Source organism: Streptomyces sp. DS1-CR2 (genome assembly GCF_055760475.1).
In genome coordinates, this window is sequence record NZ_CM147085.1 from 8,373,402 (window position 1) to 8,389,461 (window position 16,060).

13 protein-coding genes are annotated in these 16,060 nt (G+C 69.9%); 9 read left to right on the forward strand and 4 right to left on the reverse strand.

What is annotated here, in order from left to right:
• Nucleotides 1–73: 73 nt before the first annotated feature.
• On the reverse strand, nucleotides 74–2,203 hold the full coding sequence (locus ACY0PA_RS39145; protein WP_473082098.1) for an alpha-galactosidase: 2,130 nt from the start codon (nucleotides 2,201–2,203) through the stop codon (nucleotides 74–76).
• Nucleotides 2,204–2,382: 179 nt separating this feature from the next.
• Between ACY0PA_RS39145 and ACY0PA_RS39150 the strand changes: the two genes are divergently transcribed.
• From ACY0PA_RS39150 to ACY0PA_RS39180, 7 genes are all read left to right on the forward strand, one after another.
• Nucleotides 2,383–3,561 carry an ROK family protein gene (locus tag ACY0PA_RS39150; RefSeq protein WP_473082099.1) on the forward strand — a complete coding sequence of 393 codons (1,179 nt, stop codon included), beginning with the start codon at nucleotides 2,383–2,385 and terminating at the stop codon, nucleotides 3,559–3,561.
• A gap of 121 nt (nucleotides 3,562–3,682) precedes the next feature.
• Nucleotides 3,683–5,503, forward strand: a complete 1,821-nt coding sequence (locus ACY0PA_RS39155; RefSeq protein ID WP_473082100.1) for an alpha-galactosidase D — start codon at nucleotides 3,683–3,685, stop codon at nucleotides 5,501–5,503.
• A 29-nt stretch (nucleotides 5,504–5,532) separates the two neighbouring features.
• Nucleotides 5,533–7,953, forward strand: a complete 2,421-nt coding sequence (locus ACY0PA_RS39160) for a glycosyl hydrolase family 95 catalytic domain-containing protein (RefSeq protein ID WP_473082101.1) — start codon at nucleotides 5,533–5,535, stop codon at nucleotides 7,951–7,953.
• A gap of 23 nt (nucleotides 7,954–7,976) precedes the next feature.
• Complete coding sequence (locus ACY0PA_RS39165; RefSeq protein WP_473082102.1) at nucleotides 7,977–9,191, forward strand: SGNH/GDSL hydrolase family protein; 1,215 nt, start codon at nucleotides 7,977–7,979, stop codon at nucleotides 9,189–9,191.
• Nucleotides 9,192–9,337: 146 nt separating this feature from the next.
• Complete coding sequence (locus tag ACY0PA_RS39170) at nucleotides 9,338–10,105, forward strand: NPP1 family protein (RefSeq protein ID WP_473082103.1); 768 nt, start codon at nucleotides 9,338–9,340, stop codon at nucleotides 10,103–10,105.
• 197 nt (nucleotides 10,106–10,302) lie between these two features.
• Complete coding sequence (locus ACY0PA_RS39175) at nucleotides 10,303–11,067, forward strand: alpha/beta fold hydrolase (RefSeq protein ID WP_473082104.1); 765 nt, start codon at nucleotides 10,303–10,305, stop codon at nucleotides 11,065–11,067.
• A 146-nt stretch (nucleotides 11,068–11,213) separates the two neighbouring features.
• Entirely contained in the window at nucleotides 11,214–11,492 is a 279-nt protein-coding gene (locus ACY0PA_RS39180) for a glycerol-3-phosphate responsive antiterminator (RefSeq protein WP_473082105.1), read from the forward strand.
• On the opposite strand, the gene ACY0PA_RS39185 is transcribed toward ACY0PA_RS39180, so the two are convergent.
• Nucleotides 11,437–11,865, reverse strand: coding sequence for a pyridoxamine 5'-phosphate oxidase family protein (locus ACY0PA_RS39185; protein WP_473082106.1), 429 nt, complete (start codon nucleotides 11,863–11,865; stop codon nucleotides 11,437–11,439). The genes ACY0PA_RS39180 and ACY0PA_RS39185 overlap by 56 nt on opposite strands.
• Nucleotides 11,866–12,016: 151 nt before the next feature.
• Here ACY0PA_RS39185 and ACY0PA_RS39190 point away from each other — a divergent pair, with 151 nt between their 5' ends.
• Together ACY0PA_RS39190 and ACY0PA_RS39195 are read left to right on the forward strand one after the other, a co-directional pair.
• On the forward strand, nucleotides 12,017–12,325 hold the full coding sequence (locus tag ACY0PA_RS39190) for a hypothetical protein (protein ID WP_473082107.1): 309 nt from the start codon (nucleotides 12,017–12,019) through the stop codon (nucleotides 12,323–12,325).
• A 115-nt stretch (nucleotides 12,326–12,440) separates the two neighbouring features.
• Nucleotides 12,441–12,710: a hypothetical protein gene (locus ACY0PA_RS39195; protein WP_473082108.1), complete on the forward strand. Its 270-nt coding sequence runs from the start codon at nucleotides 12,441–12,443 to the stop codon at nucleotides 12,708–12,710.
• On the opposite strand, the gene ACY0PA_RS39200 is transcribed toward ACY0PA_RS39195, so the two are convergent.
• Nucleotides 12,683–13,240: a pyridoxamine 5'-phosphate oxidase family protein gene (locus tag ACY0PA_RS39200; RefSeq protein WP_473082109.1), complete on the reverse strand. Its 558-nt coding sequence runs from the start codon at nucleotides 13,238–13,240 to the stop codon at nucleotides 12,683–12,685. The genes ACY0PA_RS39195 and ACY0PA_RS39200 overlap by 28 nt on opposite strands.
• Nucleotides 13,241–13,322: 82 nt before the next feature.
• The gene (locus tag ACY0PA_RS39205) at nucleotides 13,323–16,058 is read right to left on the reverse strand and encodes a fumarate reductase/succinate dehydrogenase flavoprotein subunit (protein WP_473082110.1); all 2,736 of its coding nucleotides are present in this window, start codon (nucleotides 16,056–16,058) and stop codon (nucleotides 13,323–13,325) included.
• Between the last annotated feature and the right edge of the window lie 2 nt (nucleotides 16,059–16,060).

Consider the following 16,060-nt stretch of genomic DNA (forward strand, 5'->3'; position numbering starts at 1 on the left):
GACACGCCCTACTGACACGCCCTACTGACACGCCCTGCTGGCACGCCCTGATGCGACCGGACTGGTGCGGGGCTCAGCCCTCCGTCTCGCGGAACAAGTGCACGGCCGCGCTGGACCAGTCGCCGGGCGGCAGGTCGAGCTGCATTCCGTACTCGGTGAGTACGGCGGCATGGTGCACCGCACCGGTGCGTGCGTCGCGGTAGCGGGCCGTGGGGGTCAATCCCCTGAGCCGGACGGGCGGTTGGGGGCTCCCGTGGCGGGAGACGCGCCGCCACCCGAGCAGTAGCGTCTCCGTGGCGTCGGGGGAGGTGTACTGCACCACCAAGTGTGCTTCGTCGGAGGGAGGCGACAGACGGTACAGCCTGCCGTGCTGCACCAGATGGCGCACGTGCTTGTACTCGGCCACCAACGCGGCCCCCTCACGGAGTTCGTCCTCCGGCCACCGGGTGAGGTCGCCGCCGACGCCCAGCGCTCCGGCCATGGCGACATGGAAGCGGAACCTCAACGGGACCGTGCGCCCCGTGAGCTGGTTCGGCACGTCGGTCACCCAGGAGCCCATGGTGCGCGCGGGGTAGACCTGGCCGTAGCCGTGCTGGATCCGCATGCGGTCGGCGGCATCGGTGTTGTCCGACGCCCACGCCTGGTCCGTACGGGACAGAATGCCCAGGTCGACCCGGCCGCCACCACCGCTGCACGACTCGATCCGGAGTGCGGGATGGTCCGCGCGCAGGCGGTCGATCACGTCGTAGAGGTTGTGTACGTACTGGGGTCCGAGGCGGTCGGTGCCGTCCTGCCGGCCGGGCCAGCCCGCCTCGCTGAAAGCGCGGTTCATGTCCCACTTGAGGAAGTCGATGCCGTGGTCGCCGACGAGGCGGGTGAGCCAACCGTGGGCCCAGTCGGCGACGTCTCGGCGGGCGAAGTTGAGGACCAGCTGGTTGCGCAGCTCGGAGCGGGGGCGGCCGGGGAAGTGTAGGACCCAGTCGGGGTGTTGGCGGTACAGGTCGCTGTCCGGGTTCACCATCTCGGGCTCCACCCACAGGCCGAAGCGCATCCCGAGCCGGTGCACCGCCTCGACCAGCGGCCCGAGCCCGTCCGGGAAACGGTCGCGCGCCGGGGTCCAGTCGCCGAGCCCCGCGCGGTCGCTCCGGCGGGCGCCGAACCAGCCGTCGTCCACGACGTACAGCTCGGCCCCGAGCGCGGCGGCCCGCTCGGCAAGCGCCTGCTGGCCGGCCTCGTCGATGTCGAAGCCCGTGGCCTCCCAGGAGTTGTAGAGGACCGGCGCGACTTCGTCCGGATGCGGCAGGACGTGGGCCAGGGTGTGGGCGTGCCACGCGCGGCTCGCGCCGCCGAAGCCGCCGTCGGTGAACAGGCCCAGGAACGGGGGAGTGGTGAACTCCTCGCCCGGGTCGACCGGCACGCTCGTGCCGTCGTGCCCGAGACCCCCGGTGAGTCCGGCCCGCCCGTCGGGGGTGCGCTGCGCGGTGATGCGCCAACTCCCGCTCCATGCCAGGGCTGTGCTCCAGACGCGGCCGTACTCCTCCGTCGCCGTGCCGTCGTCGAGCATCACCCAGGGGTTCGCGTGGTGGCTGGTGATGCCGCGGCGGCTGGTCAACACGGTCTCACCGTGCGGGAGTTGCTCGCGTCGCAGCTGGCTCTCGGCGGACCACTGCCCGGTGACGTGGCTCAGGCGATAGTCGCGTAGCGGCGGGAGTGTCCAGGCGGCGGAGTCGGCGCGCAGCAGAGTGACGGGCTCGTCGCCGGCATTGTGCATGCGGGTCCAGCGTTCGATGACGTCGGCGCCGGCGCGTACGCGGTAGTGGAGTGCTACGTGAAGGGCGTAGCGGCGGTCGCGGAACTCGAGGACGAGCTCCCCTGCTTCGGGGGAGCTCTCGTCCACACGGTGGCCCGTGGGCTCCCACTCGAACGCACGGGACCCGTCGCCGAATTGGACCTGGAGCGAGGGAGGCCCATAGCGCGTCCCGCCGTCGACGGGAAACTCCTCACCCACGGCCGGTCTTCCTTCGAAGCTGCTGGTCGCGGACGGCTGCGGGGCGGTGAGATCCTCGGCCTCCTCCAGTGTCAGCCGTGGACCCCATGCGAGGTGGCAGGGCGCTCCGGACTCGTCGACGCGTAGCGCGTACGACGTGTCCGGTGTGGCCAGCAGCCAGACCCCGGTCCGCGGGGCGAAGGAGATCAGCGACATGGATCCTCACGTTCCTGTGGTGCCACGAGACGAGGGGAACCCAATCGCGGCCTTGGATCACGTGTCAATACCCCCCGTAGATCTGGAATTTGGAGGATTCTCCCCTCTCGATGGGGGTGCTCAGGCGATTCCTGTTTCTTTCATTGACAGCGGAAAATAAGGGGCCTAGGTTCCCGGCCATGCGCTCGACTTCCCTCACCGAGGCGTTCCCGGCCCACACGCCGGCCGCTTCCCAGATCTTCACCACCGTGCTGTCCCACGGCCCGCTCACCCGGTCGGAGATCGCCGGGCGGACCCGTCTCTCGGCGGCTGCGGTGACGAAGGCGGTTCGGCCGCTGATCGAGTCCGGCTACCTCCTGGAGGACGTCGACGAGGACGCGCGGCAGCCGTCTCTCGGGCGGCCCGCCAACCCGGTGCGGGTCGACGGCGGACGGGCGCTGTTCATCGGGGTCAAGGTGACGGGCGACGAACTCATCGCCGTACTCACCGACTTGTGCTGCCGCATCAGGGTCGCCCGGCACGTCTCGCTCACCTCCCGTGACCCCAGGTCGGTCCTCGCCTCGATCGCGGGACTCGTGCAGGAGCTGCTGACAGAGGCGGACGGCTTCGGCGTGCGGGTGCAGGGCCTGGGCATCGCGGTCTCCGGTGACGTCGACCGGGCGGCCGGCGCGGTGCGTTACTCGCCCTTCCTGGAGTGGCGCGACGTCGGCCTCGCCGAACTGGCCGGGATGACAACAGGGTTGCCGGTCACCGTCGACAACGACGTCCGGGCGCTGACCGTCGCCGAGCAGTGGTTCGGAGCCGGCGTGGGCCTGTCCGACTTCGCGGTGGTGACCGTCGGCGCCGGTATCGGCTGCGGCCTCGTGGTACACGGCCAGGTGGTGGCGGGGGCGAACGGAGTGGCCGGCGAGATCGGGCACGTGGCGATCGACCCGGCCGGGCCCCTGTGCCACTGCGGAAACCGTGGCTGCGTCGAGGCGATCGCCGCGGACTCCGCCATCGTCAGCCAGGTCCGGGAGGTGACGGGTGTGCACGTAGCCGACGCGGCCGAGGCCCTGGAACTGGCCCACGGCGGTGACCCCGGAGTGCGGGAGGTGTACGCGCGAGCGGGCGAGGCGATCGGACGCGGCATCGCCACGGTGGCCAACCTCCTGGGCCCCGAGCGCGTGATCATCTCCGGCGAGGGCCTGGCCGCGTACGACCTCTTCGCCGAGCAGATCCGCGAGGCGTTCACCGCGGCGGCCTTCGGCTCCGCCGCCCGCTGCGACGTGCGGACCCACGCCCTTCCCTTTGAGGAGTGGGCGCGCGGCGCCGCGGCGACCGCGATCCAGTCCTTCATCACAGCGGACACGCACTGAAGTCCAGGCAAGCACTTAGATCCAGACGCGTACGGAAGTTCAGGCACGTACTGAAGATCAACAACTGCCCACAGCACGGCCCCAGCCGCCCCCGCTGACACCCTCCCTGGAGGTCCGACCCATGCGGTCATCCTCGTACTCCGTCATGCCCGGAGCGGCCCGCTCCGGTCGCCGCGCCACCCTCAGAGCCGTGATCGTCCTCGCCTTCTCCGCAGGCCTCGTGACGACCGTCCCGGACGCCCGGGCTGACACCGCCACTCCCACTGAACCGGCCGCCAAGCCGTACATGGGCTGGTCGAGCTGGAGCATGCAGTCGTCGAAGTACCCGGGCCTCAACCCGGACGGCGACTACAGCTACCTCACCGAGGCGAACATCCTCAAGCAGACCGACGCCATGGCGTCGAAGCTCAAGAAGTACGGCTACGAGTACATCAACATCGACGCCGGCTGGTGGCGCGACAAGACCTGGAAGCCCGAGTTCGACGAGAACGCGCGCCACAAGGCCGACCCGGACCGCTTCCCGCACGGCATGAAGTCCGTCGCCGACCACATCCACGCCAAGGGCCTCAAGGCGGGCATCTATCTCCCGGCCGGCCTGGAGAAGGAGGCGTACGGCGAGGGCAAGACCCCCATCGCGAACGCCGGCGACTGCACCACCGCCGACATCGTCTACAGCGACCTGCGCACCACCAACGGCTGGGACAGCGCCTACAAGCTGGACTTCTCGAAGCCGTGCGCGCAGAAGTACGTCGACTCCCAGGCGCAGCTCGTCGCGGACTGGGGCTACGACTTCCTCAAGCTCGACGGCGTCGGCCCCGGCTCCGGCAAGAGCGGGGACCAGTACGACAACCTCGCCGACGTGGCCGCCTGGAACAAGGCCATCGCCGCCGCCGGACGCCCGGTCCACCTGGAGATCTCCTGGTCCCTCGACATCGGGCACGCAGCCGACTGGAAGAAGTACTCCAACGGCTGGCGCATCGACACGGACGTCGAGTGCTACTGCAACACGCTGGTCAGCTGGGAGAACTCCGTCGACGACCGCTGGGACGACGCTCCCGGCTGGACGCGGCACGCCGGTCCCGGCGGCTGGAACGACCTCGACTCGCTCGACGTCGGCAACGGCGAGATGGACGGGCTCACCAAGGCGGAGCGACAGAGCTACGCGACCCTGTGGGCCATCGCGAAGTCCCCGCTCTACACCGGTGACGACCTGACCGAGCTGGACAGCTACGGCGTCTCCCTGCTGACCAACCGCGAGGTCATCGCCCTGAACCAGGGGAGTACGCCTCCTGCCCGGCCGGTCACGCCCTCGGACCCTCAGCAGGTGTGGGCCGCGAAGAACGCGAACGGCAGTTACACGGTCGCCCTCTTCAACCTCTCCGACGCCCCGGCCTCCGTCACCGCCGACTGGACGTCCCTTGGCTTCACCGGCAGGGCCGACGTCCGGGACCTGTGGAACCACGAGAACCTCGGCACGTACAAGAACAGGGTGGCGCAGGCCCTGCCCGCGCACGGCTCGCGCCTGTTCACCATCACCCCGAACGGCGCCGCCGTGACCTGGAAGGGTTACGAGGCCGAGGCCCCGGCCAACGCCCTCAGCGGCAACGCCTCCGTGGGGGACTGCGGCGCCTGCTCCGGCGACCACAAGGTCGGCAACCTCTACGGCGGCGGCAAGCTCCGCTTCAACGACATCGACGTGGACCAGGCCGGCACGTACATGGTCAAGGTCGCGTACATCAGCGGTGACGCCCGCTCGGCCGACGTCTCCGCGAACGGCAACGGCGCCACACGACACAAGTTCCCGTCCACCGGGGACTGGGGGAGCGTCGAGACCGTCAGCGTGCCCGTCACCCTCAAGGCCGGCAGCAACACGATCACCTTCGACAGCGGCTCCGGCTACGCACCGGACATCGACCGCATCGACGTACCCAAGTCGTCCTGACCCGCCCGCCCTTCCCTTGGAGCCGCACGATGGACACCACCCTCCCGACCGATCCACCGGACAGACGCCCCGGCAGACGCGGCCTGCTCTCCCTCGCCGCGGCGGCCGGAGCCGTCACCGCACTCGGCGGCCTGCCCGCCTTCACCGCCTCTGCCGCCCCGCAGCGCCCCACCGCGTCCCCCGCACTGCCGGCGAGTCCGCAGGATCAGCTCTGGTGGCAGGCGCCCGCCGACGACCACTCGATGATCGAACAAGGCCTGCCCGTCGGCAACGGCCGTCTGGGCGCGCTGGCGAGCAACGACCCCGGGCGCGAACTCCTCCTCATCACCGACGCCACCCTGTGGACCGGAGGACTCAACGACAAGCTCGACGCGGACGGCCAATTCCCTTACACACGCGAGGACTTCGGCTCGTTCACACTCCTCGGCCGCCTCGCCGTCGACATACCCGACCACGACATAGCGGCCGTCAACGACTACCGCAGGGGCCTCGATCTCGCCCAGGGCCTGGTCACCACCTCGTATGTGCGCTCCGGAGTGACGTATCAGCGCCGTGTCTTCGCCAGCCGCCCCGACGACGCCATCGTCCTGCACTTCACCCAGAGCGGCGGCGGACGCTACACCGGCACCGTGACCCTGGAGGGCACCCACGGCGAGACCACGACCGGGGACCGGACCGGGAAGTACGCCTCCTTCGGCGCCACGTTCCCCAACGGCCTGCGTTACGGGGCAGCGGTGACGGCGCGTGCCACCGGCGGCAGCGTCACCGTCGACGGCTCCCGGATCGACTTCTCCGGCTGCAAGGAACTCACGGTCGTGGTGAGCGGTGGCACGAACTACGCGCCCGACGCCTCCCAGCACTATCGCGACCCCTCCGCCCAGCCCGAGCGGCTGGCGCGCACGAAGGTCCTCGACGCGGCCGGGCACTCGGCGAGCACGTTGCTGCGCACCCATGTCGCCGACTACCGGGACCTGTTCGGGCAGATGGACATCTCGCTCGGCACGTCGTCCTCCGAACAGCGCGCTCTGAACACCTGGGAGCGCATCAAGGCGCGCTCCAGGGATGGGCGGCCCGACCCCCAACTGGAGGCTGCCTACCTGCAGTTCGGGCGGTATCTGATGATCTCCGGGTCCCGGGGAAGCCTGCCGCTCAACCTTCAGGGGCTGTGGCTCGACGGCAACGACCCGGACTGGATGGGTGACTACCACACCGACATCAACATCCAGATGAACTACTGGATGGCCGACCGGGCCGGCCTCTCGCAGTGCTTCGACGCCCTCACCGACTACTGCCTCGCCCAGCTGCCGTCCTGGACCGAACTCACCCACACCCTCTTCAATGACCCGCGCAACCGCTACCGCAACTCCAGCGCAGAGGTCGCGGGCTGGACGGTCGGTATCTCGACCAACGTCCACGGCGGGATGGGCTGGTGGTGGCATCCGGCGGGCAACGCGTGGCTGTGCAACACGCTCTGGGAACACTACGAATTCACGTACTCCTCCTCCTACTTGGAGAGGATCTACCCGCTTCTCAAGGGTGCTTGTGAGTTCTGGGAGGCCCGGCTCGTCACCACGACGGTCACCGACCCGGACACCGGCGCCGAAGAAGAGGTGCTCATCGCCGACAGTGACTGGTCGCCGGAACACGGCCCGCTGGACGCCAAGGGCATCACGTACGCCCAGGAACTGGTGTGGGCCCTGTTCGCCAACTACCGCACCGCATCCAAGGAGTTGAACAAGGACGTCGCTTACGCCTACAAGATGGCCGCGCTCCAGAAGCAGCTCTACCTGCCGCGGGTGAGCCCCAAGACGGGCTGGCTGGAGGAGTGGATGTCTCCCGACAACCTCGGGGAGACAACCCATCGGCATCTGTCCCCGCTGGTCGGACTCTTCCCCGGAGACCGCATCCGCCCGGACGACTCCACCCCGGCGGCCCTGCTCGACGGCGCCACCGCCCTGCTCGCCGCCCGCGGCACACAGAGCTTCGGCTGGGCCAACGCCTGGCGCAGCCTGTGCTGGGCGAGGCTCAAGAACGCGGACAAGGCCTACGAGGTGTTCGTGAACAACCTCAAACCGTCGACCGGCGGGAGCAACGGCACCGCCCCGAACCTCTTCGACATCTACGAGGTGGACAAGGGCCGCGGCATCTTCCAGATCGACGCCAACTTCGGCACCCCTGCCGCGGCGATCGAGATGCTCCTGTACTCCCGGCCGGGCCATCTGGAACTCCTCCCCGCTCTCCCAAAGGCATGGTCGAAGTCCGGTGCGGTCACCGGCATGGGGGCGCGCGGTGGCTTCGTCGTCGATCTGCGCTGGCGTGACGGCAGGCCGACGGAGGCCAGGATCCGTAGCGTCGGAGGACGCACCACGACGGTGTCGTACGGCGGGATGTCACGGAAGATCAGCCTGAAGCCGGGCGAGGCCACGGTCCTGAGGGAGTTCGGCCGGTGAGGGCCGGAAGGGGACAATGGGCCGTGCCCAGTGGGCTACTTGACCGTTGGCGTCGCCTCGCCGCCATCACGGTCACGCTACTGATCGCCGCCGCATGGGCACCCGCGGCAGCCCATGCCGGCCCGGCGGCCGCCCGCCATGACGTGATCACCTGGGGCGCGAGCGCCGACCGCATGGGCGACGCAGTGCCCGATCACAGCTACCGCCTGATCGTGCACACCAGCGTCGGCGGGGACGGCCTGCGCATCCGGCTCTCCAACGCCTTCGGCGACCAACCGGTGACCTTCGACAGCACCTACGCCGGCCTCCAGCGCGAAGGTGCGGAACTGGTCCCCGGCAGCAACCGGCATCTGGCCTTCGGCGGGGCGCGATCCGTCACCGTGCCGGCGGGCGGCATCACATACAGCGACCCGCTGCCCGGGCGGCTGCCCGCCGCGGCCACGTTGGTCGTCAGCCTGCACACCGCGCAGGCGGCGGGTGCGGCGACGGGCCATTCCATGGCCATGCAGACGTCGTTCGCGGCCACCGGCGACCACGCGTCCGAGGAAGGCGCGGACAACTGGACCGAGCGGATCGGCTCCTGGTTCTACCTCGACTCCGTCACCGTACGGACCGGTGTGGACACGGGCGCCGTCGTGGCGCTCGGCGACTCCATCACCGACGGCTGGCAGTCGACCACCGACCTCAACCGGCGCTGGCCCGACTACCTGTCCCGCCGGTTGCAGTCGGCGGACGACCCGTCGGTCAAGGGGGTCGCCAACGAAGGGATTTCGGGCAACAGGGTGCTTGTGGACGGCGCCGGGCAGAGCGCGCTGAACCGACTCGATCGCGATGTGCTCTCGCACCCCGGAGTGCGCACCGTGTTCCTCTTCGAGGGCGTCAACGACATCAAGGCCCACACGGGCGTCACGGCCCAGGATATGATCGACGGCTATCGCGAGATCGCCGAACGGGCCCATGCGGCAGGGAAGTGCGTCGTCGGCGCCACCATCGCGCCGTTCAAGGGCTGGTCCGAGTGGGACCCCGCGGCCGAGTCCGTACGCCTCGAGGTCAATGAATTCATCAGGGACAGCGGCGAGTTCGACGCGGTCACCGACTTCGACCGCACCCTGCGCAGCCCGTACGACCGCGAGCGGATCCTCCCGTTCTTTGACGGCGGCGACCACTTGCACCCCAATGACAAGGGCATGCAGGCGATGGCCGACTCGGTCAACATCAGGGACCTGACCGCCTGTTGACGACGGCACGGGCGACGGCACCGACTCTTCATCACTGCGCCACACAGCTGGGGTTCGCTGGGCAACCGAGGCGCGGATGATGACGAGGGCATGCCAGATTCGGTCGCGTGTGTCCCACACCCCCCACGGTTCATCAGGAGGACGCAGTGAAGAAGAGCTCGCGGATCCGCAGAGCGGCACTCACCCTCGGCAGCGCGTTCGCGCTGGTCATCGTTTTCCCGGGCATCGCGCTCGCGGACCCGCCCCCGGCGCTGCCCGCCAACGCGGACGGCCTCGAGCAGACGTTCCAGCCGGCCTACGACTACGACGGTGACGGCTGCTACTCGACGCCCGCCATCGGCCCCGACGGCACCATCAACCCCGGCCTCAACCCGTCCGGGGCCGTCAACGGCCAGTGCCACGACTCCTGGGACCTCGACAGCACCAACGGATACTCCCGCTCCAAGTGCAACAACGGCTGGTGCGCCATCATGTACGGCCTGTACTTCGAGAAGGACCAGGCCGTCGCGGGCAGCGGTCTCGGCGGGCACCGCAACGACTGGGAGCACGTCGTGGTGTGGGTGCAGGACAACGAGGCCAAGTACGTCTCCACCTCGGCGCACGGCAACTTCAATGTCTACGGCCGTGACCAGATCCGCTGGGACGGCACCCACCCCAAGGCCGTCTACCACAAGGACGGCCTGGGCACGCACTGCTTCCGCCCCGCGACAGCCAACGACGAGCCGCCGGAGAACCACCGCCACACCTGGCAGTTCCCGACCCTCGTCGGCTGGAACGGCTACCCCTCGGGCCTGCGGGAGAAGCTCAGCCAGGCCGACTTCGGCAGCGCCGTCTTCGGCCTCAAGGACGGCAACTTCAACTACCACCTCGAGAAGGCCGAGCCGGCCGGCATACCTTTCGACCCCAACGCCTGAGCGGACGGCCGAAAACAGGTTGGGCCCTACAGCGGCCCGTTGGTAACGTGCCGCGCAGGCCGTGACGTCGTGCGAGGAGGTGAGACCCATGAACGCTGTATCTGTATGGGTGCTCCCCTCCTCGCCACGGTCGTGCGGCTGACGTAGGTCTCGCCGGGAGCGCCTCCTCCACAAGGCACTCCCGAAGGGCAATACCTATGAACTCTGTTCAATTCACCGCGCAGACATCGTCGAACGGTGTCGTGGAGCGCGACTTCACCGTGGGTGAGGTCACCGGCGCGCTCTGGTCGCCGGCCCCCGGCTCCGACCGCGCGCCGCTCGTGCTGATGGGCCACGGCGGCGGCAACCACAGGAAGTCAGCGGCCATGACCGGCCGGGCCCAGCGGCTCGTGGCGGGCGGCGGCTTCCACGTCGCCACCATCGACGCACCCGGGCACGGCGGCCGCCCCCGTACGGCACACGACGAGCGCGAGATCGCCGTGATGCAGCAGGCGATGGCGGCGGGCGAACCGGTCGGCCCGATCGTCCAGCGCTACAACGCCCACCTGGCGGAGCGCGCCGTGCCGGAGTGGCAGGCGACCCTTGACGCCCTCCAGGAACTCCCGGAGATCGGCACTGGCGGGCCGGTCGGCTACTTCGGCCTGAACATGGGCACCGCGATCGGGGTGCCGCTGACGGCGGTCGAACCCAGGATCACCGCCGCGGTCTTCGGTCTCTTCTGGCCCGAGACCCTGGCCGGGGCGGCGAAGAAGATCACCGTTCCGATCGAGTTCGCGCTCCAGTGGGACGACGAACACATCCCGCGCGCGTCCGGTCTCGCGCTGTTCGACGCCTTCGCCTCGAAGGACAAGACGCTGCACGCGAACGCGGGCCGGCACAAGGAACTGCCCAGGTTCGAGGCCGACAGCGCGGTGCACTTCTTCGTCCGGCATCTCAGTGGGTCGCTCGCGTCGCAGGCGTGACCTGAGCTGACGGCAGCGGCGTCGTCCGGGCGCCGCTGCCCACCGGGGGACCCAGGGGGAGGTGGCGGGTCCCGGCGCCGGGACGTTACCGCGCGCTGCGGCGCTGATCGGCGGAGATTGGCCGCCGATCCCATGGGAGGTCATTCGTGGACGTGTCACCTCCGGTCCTCCTGGAGGACCACCCGGTCGTCGCCAGTGTCATCGACGACGACGGGCTGCACGCCGTCATGGACTCCGAGTGCAAGGTCGTCTTCCTGCTCTACGGGTCCCTGCTGAACCTCCCCGCGATCGTGCGGCAGCTCAAGGGCAGCGGCAAGGTCGTCCTGGTCAATGTGGACCTGCTCGAAGGGTTCAGCGGCAAGGACCGGGTCAGACGGAGCCGAGGTCGGCCGACAGCCAGTGCTCCGGCCGGATGTGGAAGGTGACCTGCGCGCCGTGCTCGGCGGTGGCCGTCTTCACGTATTCCTCGAGCTTGTCGGCGGGCAGATAGCGGGCCGCGAGATCGGTCAACTCTTTGGCTGTGGAGGGGACTTCGGATGTCACCGGGCCCTCCACGGTCACGTAGCGGACCGTGGGTTCGACACGTTCGGTCATGAGCGAGATGCGGCCCGCGGCCCTGATGGCCTTTGCTTTTGCGGAATCCCGGCCGGTCATGATCCAGAAGGTGCCGCCGGGCTCGTACCAGTACCAGATGGGGACCGTCAGCGGCGCACGGCCGGCCTCCGCGCGGGCGACGGCCAGGGCGCCGATGTGGGGTTCGGCCAGGAACGCCTCGCGCTCGTCGAGCGGAAGGGGCATAGCGTCTCCTCGTGTATGTCGATCACGTCGGGCATGTCGAGATGCAGTCTTCAACGCCGGTCGAGGGAGAGAACGGTGGACACACCGGCGGGTATTCCGTCGCGGGGATGAGACAGGTCGACTGTCAGTGGTGGGAGTCACGACGGCGCGTATGGTTCCTCCGACGTGGAACGACCGGGAGCGGGTCGAGGAGTACGCCGAGCAGATGGAGTGGGGGATGGTGCCGACGGCTGTGGCGGTGTCGACGCTGGATGTGTGCCTGCCCGCGCTGGACCGGTCGGCCGACTACTACACGCACTGGGGGCTGACGCATTTCCTGCTCGACGGCCACCACAAGCTGGAGCAGCGGCTTCCGCAGGGCGTCCCGTACAGCTCTTGTCGCTCCTGGCCCTGGGCGACTGCCTGGCCGAGGCCGGTGACAAGGACCGGTTGGCAGCCCTGCGCTCTCAGCCTTCCTTGATCCGCGGAACTCGACTGGCGCAGTGACGGTCGGGCCAGGCTCCGAGTCGGCACCCCTCGCGCTTGGTCCTGTGGCCAAGGCCGTTCAGCGTGCTCTTGCAAGGAACCCACAGGTTGTGAACATCGCGACCACCTCGGACGGTCAGATCATGGCCGGGCGCCGGCTGAACCGCGGGCGCCTGCGCGAGCGCACCCTGCGTACGAAACTCCAGCGCGACCTTCGCCGCACCCGCCAGCTGCTCCCGCGCCACTGTCCTGGGTGCCACGTCCCGAACCGCCTCCCTGCCTCCGCCTCGACAACCCGCGCAACCTACGGGATCAGCGACGTGGAGGCGATTGGTTTGTGGGTGCGGGGGGCTCAGAACGACCAGCGCGTGTGGGAGTAGACCCCGTCGTCCCGGCCGAAGCCGTACGCCGTGGCCGGGGACACCGCGAACACCATCGCGTCGCCCTTCCGGAACGCGTCCCCGATCCCGTGGAAAGTGCCCTCGGGGGAGGTGATGTGCGCCCCGTACTTCGCCTCGTATGCCGCGATCACCTCCTCCAGCACCGCCGGATCGGCGACCGGCTCCGCCTTGCCCTCGACCACGACGTCGAGCCCTTCGGTGAGCGAGTTCCGGCCGGTGGTCAGCGCGCAGTGCCCGTCATGAGCGAGGTTCCTCGCCTTCTGCTCGCCCGGGCCGGTAGAGAAGTACAGCACCCCGTCGTGCCAGGCGGCGATCACTGGAGTGACGTGCATACGACCGTCGGGGCGCACCGTGGACACCCAGAAGATCTCGGCGGCCTCCAACTGCCGCTGGGCTTGTGCCCATTCGGTGGCAGTGACGTCGGCGTCACCCGGGCGTGGGTTGAGTGCCGAGCTGTAGCGGGCGTCGAGCTCGGTCGTGGGCTGCTGCGCAGGTCCCTGTGTCGGCATGGTGGATCTCCCTTCCTCTCCCCGTACAACGATCCGCCGCCCGCGCGGACATCGCGTGCCGTGGGTCAGCCCCGTATGGCGGTCACGGCGTGGCGCGGGAGGCGTAGGCACGGATGTCCGCGTCGGAGTCGGTGGTCGCGGTGGCGAGGGCCGCGCGTGCGACAGGGTCGGCGCGGTGGGTGAGGAGTGAGAGGACAGCGGCCTTGCGGACGTCCGCGTTCGGGTCCGCCGACGCCTTGGCGAGGGCGGGAACTGCCGTGCTGGGAAGGGACGTCCGGAGGGCGGTCGCGGCGCCGGCCCGGACCTGCCACGCGGGGTCGTCAAGCGCGGCCACCGCTCGTTCGGCATACGGGGACGGGCAGCCCGTTGCGGCCAGCGCGGTGAGCGCGGCCGCCCTGACCAGCGGGTCGGAGTCGTCGAGGAGCGGGTCGAGCGGGGCCGGTGCCGGGTCGCGCACCGCCGCGAGCCCGCGGGCCACCGCGACCCTGACCTCGCGGGCGGGGTCGGCCGTGGCTGCCGAGAGCTGAGCGGTCGCGTCCACCGAGACCAGGGCCCGGACGGCATGGATGCGGACATCGATGTCGGTGTCGGCGAGCGCGGTGGCGTACACCGATGCGTCGCCGAGCCGCAGCTCCCGTAGGACGTCAAGCGCGGCGCCCCGCACTGCCGGGTCCGGCACGCCGAGTGCCGCCCGCAGGCCGGTTCCCAGCTCCGGCTCGCCGGGCAGGACTTCGACCAGCTCACGCAGGGCGCCCGCCGCGGCCTCCCGGACCTGGGGCGCGGCATCCCGCAGCCGTGCGGCGAGCGCGGGGCCGGCCCCGGCGGGCACGGTCTCGGCGAGGACGTTCACGGCGGCCGCCCGCACCGCCGGGTCGGGGTCCGCAAGGTAGAGGGAGAGGGCGTCCAGGTCGGGGGACTCCTCGGCCAGGGAGAGGAGAGCGAGGAGGGTGGGGCTCGATGAGGGGGCCTGGGCCGCCGAGGGCGGGGGAGCCGCCGCGGCGGACGCGGCCGGGCGGGCGGCCGGAGCCACGTCCCGTTGCCCCGCCGTCGCCACCGGCACCAGCGCGACCTCGCCCAGCACCCGCTCCGCCCCGGCCGCCACCGGCTCGAACTCCGGCACCGCAACGACATACGGCTCGACCGGCCGGGCCCTGAACTCCATAGCCCCCGCACGGGACTTGTAGACGTCGAGATGGTGCAGCCACCCCGCGTCGTCCCGCTCCGGGTGGTCGAGCCGCTCGTGGTAGAGACCCCAGCGCGACTCGGTCCTGGCCAGCGAGGCGCGCGCCGCCATCTCCGCGCAGTCCCGGATGAACGACACTTCCGCACACCGCATCAGCTCATGGGCGGTCCGCGCCCCCATCCCGGCGATCTCACCCCTCATCCGCTCGAACGCCTCCACGGCCAGGGACAACTTCGCCCCGGCCTTCGGCGGCGCCACGTAGTCGTTCACGAACCGCCGCAGTTTGTACTCGACCTGTGGCTGCGGCGGCCCGTCGGGGTTGCGCAGCGGCCGGTAGACGAGTTCGTGAGCGGCAGCCAGCTGGTCGCCGGGCAACTCACCCTCGTAGGCGCAAAATTGGGACGCGTCCACACCTGCCAGGTCCCCGAAGACGAATGCGCCGATCATGTAGTTGTGCGGTACGCAGGCCAGGTCGCCGGCCGCGTACAGGCGGGGGACGGTGGTGCGGGCGTGGGCGTCGACCCGTACGCCGGACGCCGAGTGGCCGCCGCACAGGCCGATCTCCGAGATGTGCATCTCGATGTCATGCGTGCGGTAGTCATGGCCGCGGCCCTCGTGAAACGTGGCGCGTGTGGGCCGCTCCGTCGTGTGCAGGATCGACTCGACGGCGGTGATGGTCTCCTCCGGCAGATGGCTGAGCTTGAGGTACACCGGGGCGCGGTCGGAGGCGAGTTCGGCCGCGAACTCGGCCATCATCTGCCCCGACCAGTAGTCAGACTCCACGAACCGCTCGCCGTGCCGGTTCACTTGATAGCCGCCGAACGGGTTCGCGACGTACGCGCACGCCGGGCCATTGTAGTCCTTGATCAGCGGGTTGATCTGGAAGCACTCGATCCCGGTGAGGGCGGCCCCGGCGTGGTACGCCATCGCGTAACCGTCGCCCGCGTTCGTCGGGTTCTCGTAGGTCCCGTAGAGATAGCCCGAGGCGGGCAGGCCGAGGCGGCCGCAGGCGCCGGTGGCCAGGATCACCGCCCCCGCCCGTACGGCGACGAACTCGCCTGTACGGGTGTTGAATCCGGCCGCACCGACGGCCCGGCCGTCCTCGGGACGCGTGAGCACCCGTACCGGCATCACCCGGTTCTCGATGCGGATCCGCTCGCGCATCTCGCGGCGCCGCAACTGCCGGTAGAGGACCTTCTTGACGTCTTTGCCCTCCGGCATCGGCAGCACGTACGAGCCGGAGCGGTGCACCTGGCGGACCGCGTACTCGCCGTGCTCGTCCTTCTCGAACTTCACGCCGTACGACTCCAGGCGCTTGACCATCGCGAAGCCTCGGGTCGCCGTCTGGCGCACGGTGGACTGGTCGACGATGCCGTCGTTGGCGCGGGTGATCTCGGCGACGTAGTCGTCCGGTTCGGCCCGGCCCGGGATGACCGCGTTGTTGACGCCGTCCATGCCCATGGCGAGCGCGCCGGAGTGCCGTACGTGTGCTTTCTCCAGGAGAAGTACGCTAGCGCCGCGTTCGGCGGCGGTCAGGGCGGCCATGGTGCCCGCGGTGCCGCCGCCGATGACGAGGACGTCGCAGGAGAGTTCGGTCGCGTCGCAGAGGGCGGGAATGGCCAGGGGGGTGTCCACAG

Bases quoted from the DNA above. Each gene is read 5' to 3' on its own strand.
- ACY0PA_RS39145 (WP_473082098.1), bottom strand. From the start codon at position 2,203: ATGTCGCTGATCTCCTTCGCCCCGCGGACCGGGGTCTGGCTGCTGGCC.
- ACY0PA_RS39150 (WP_473082099.1), top strand. From the start codon at position 2,383: ATGCGCTCGACTTCCCTCACCGAGGCGTTCCCGGCCCACACGCCGGCC.
- ACY0PA_RS39155 (WP_473082100.1), top strand. From the start codon at position 3,683: ATGCGGTCATCCTCGTACTCCGTCATGCCCGGAGCGGCCCGCTCCGGT.
- ACY0PA_RS39160 (WP_473082101.1), top strand. From the start codon at position 5,533: ATGGACACCACCCTCCCGACCGATCCACCGGACAGACGCCCCGGCAGA.
- ACY0PA_RS39175 (WP_473082104.1), top strand. From the start codon at position 10,303: ATGAACTCTGTTCAATTCACCGCGCAGACATCGTCGAACGGTGTCGTG.
- ACY0PA_RS39185 (WP_473082106.1), bottom strand. From the start codon at position 11,865: ATGCCCCTTCCGCTCGACGAGCGCGAGGCGTTCCTGGCCGAACCCCAC.
- ACY0PA_RS39190 (WP_473082107.1), top strand. From the start codon at position 12,017: ATGGTTCCTCCGACGTGGAACGACCGGGAGCGGGTCGAGGAGTACGCC.
- ACY0PA_RS39200 (WP_473082109.1), bottom strand. From the start codon at position 13,240: ATGCCGACACAGGGACCTGCGCAGCAGCCCACGACCGAGCTCGACGCC.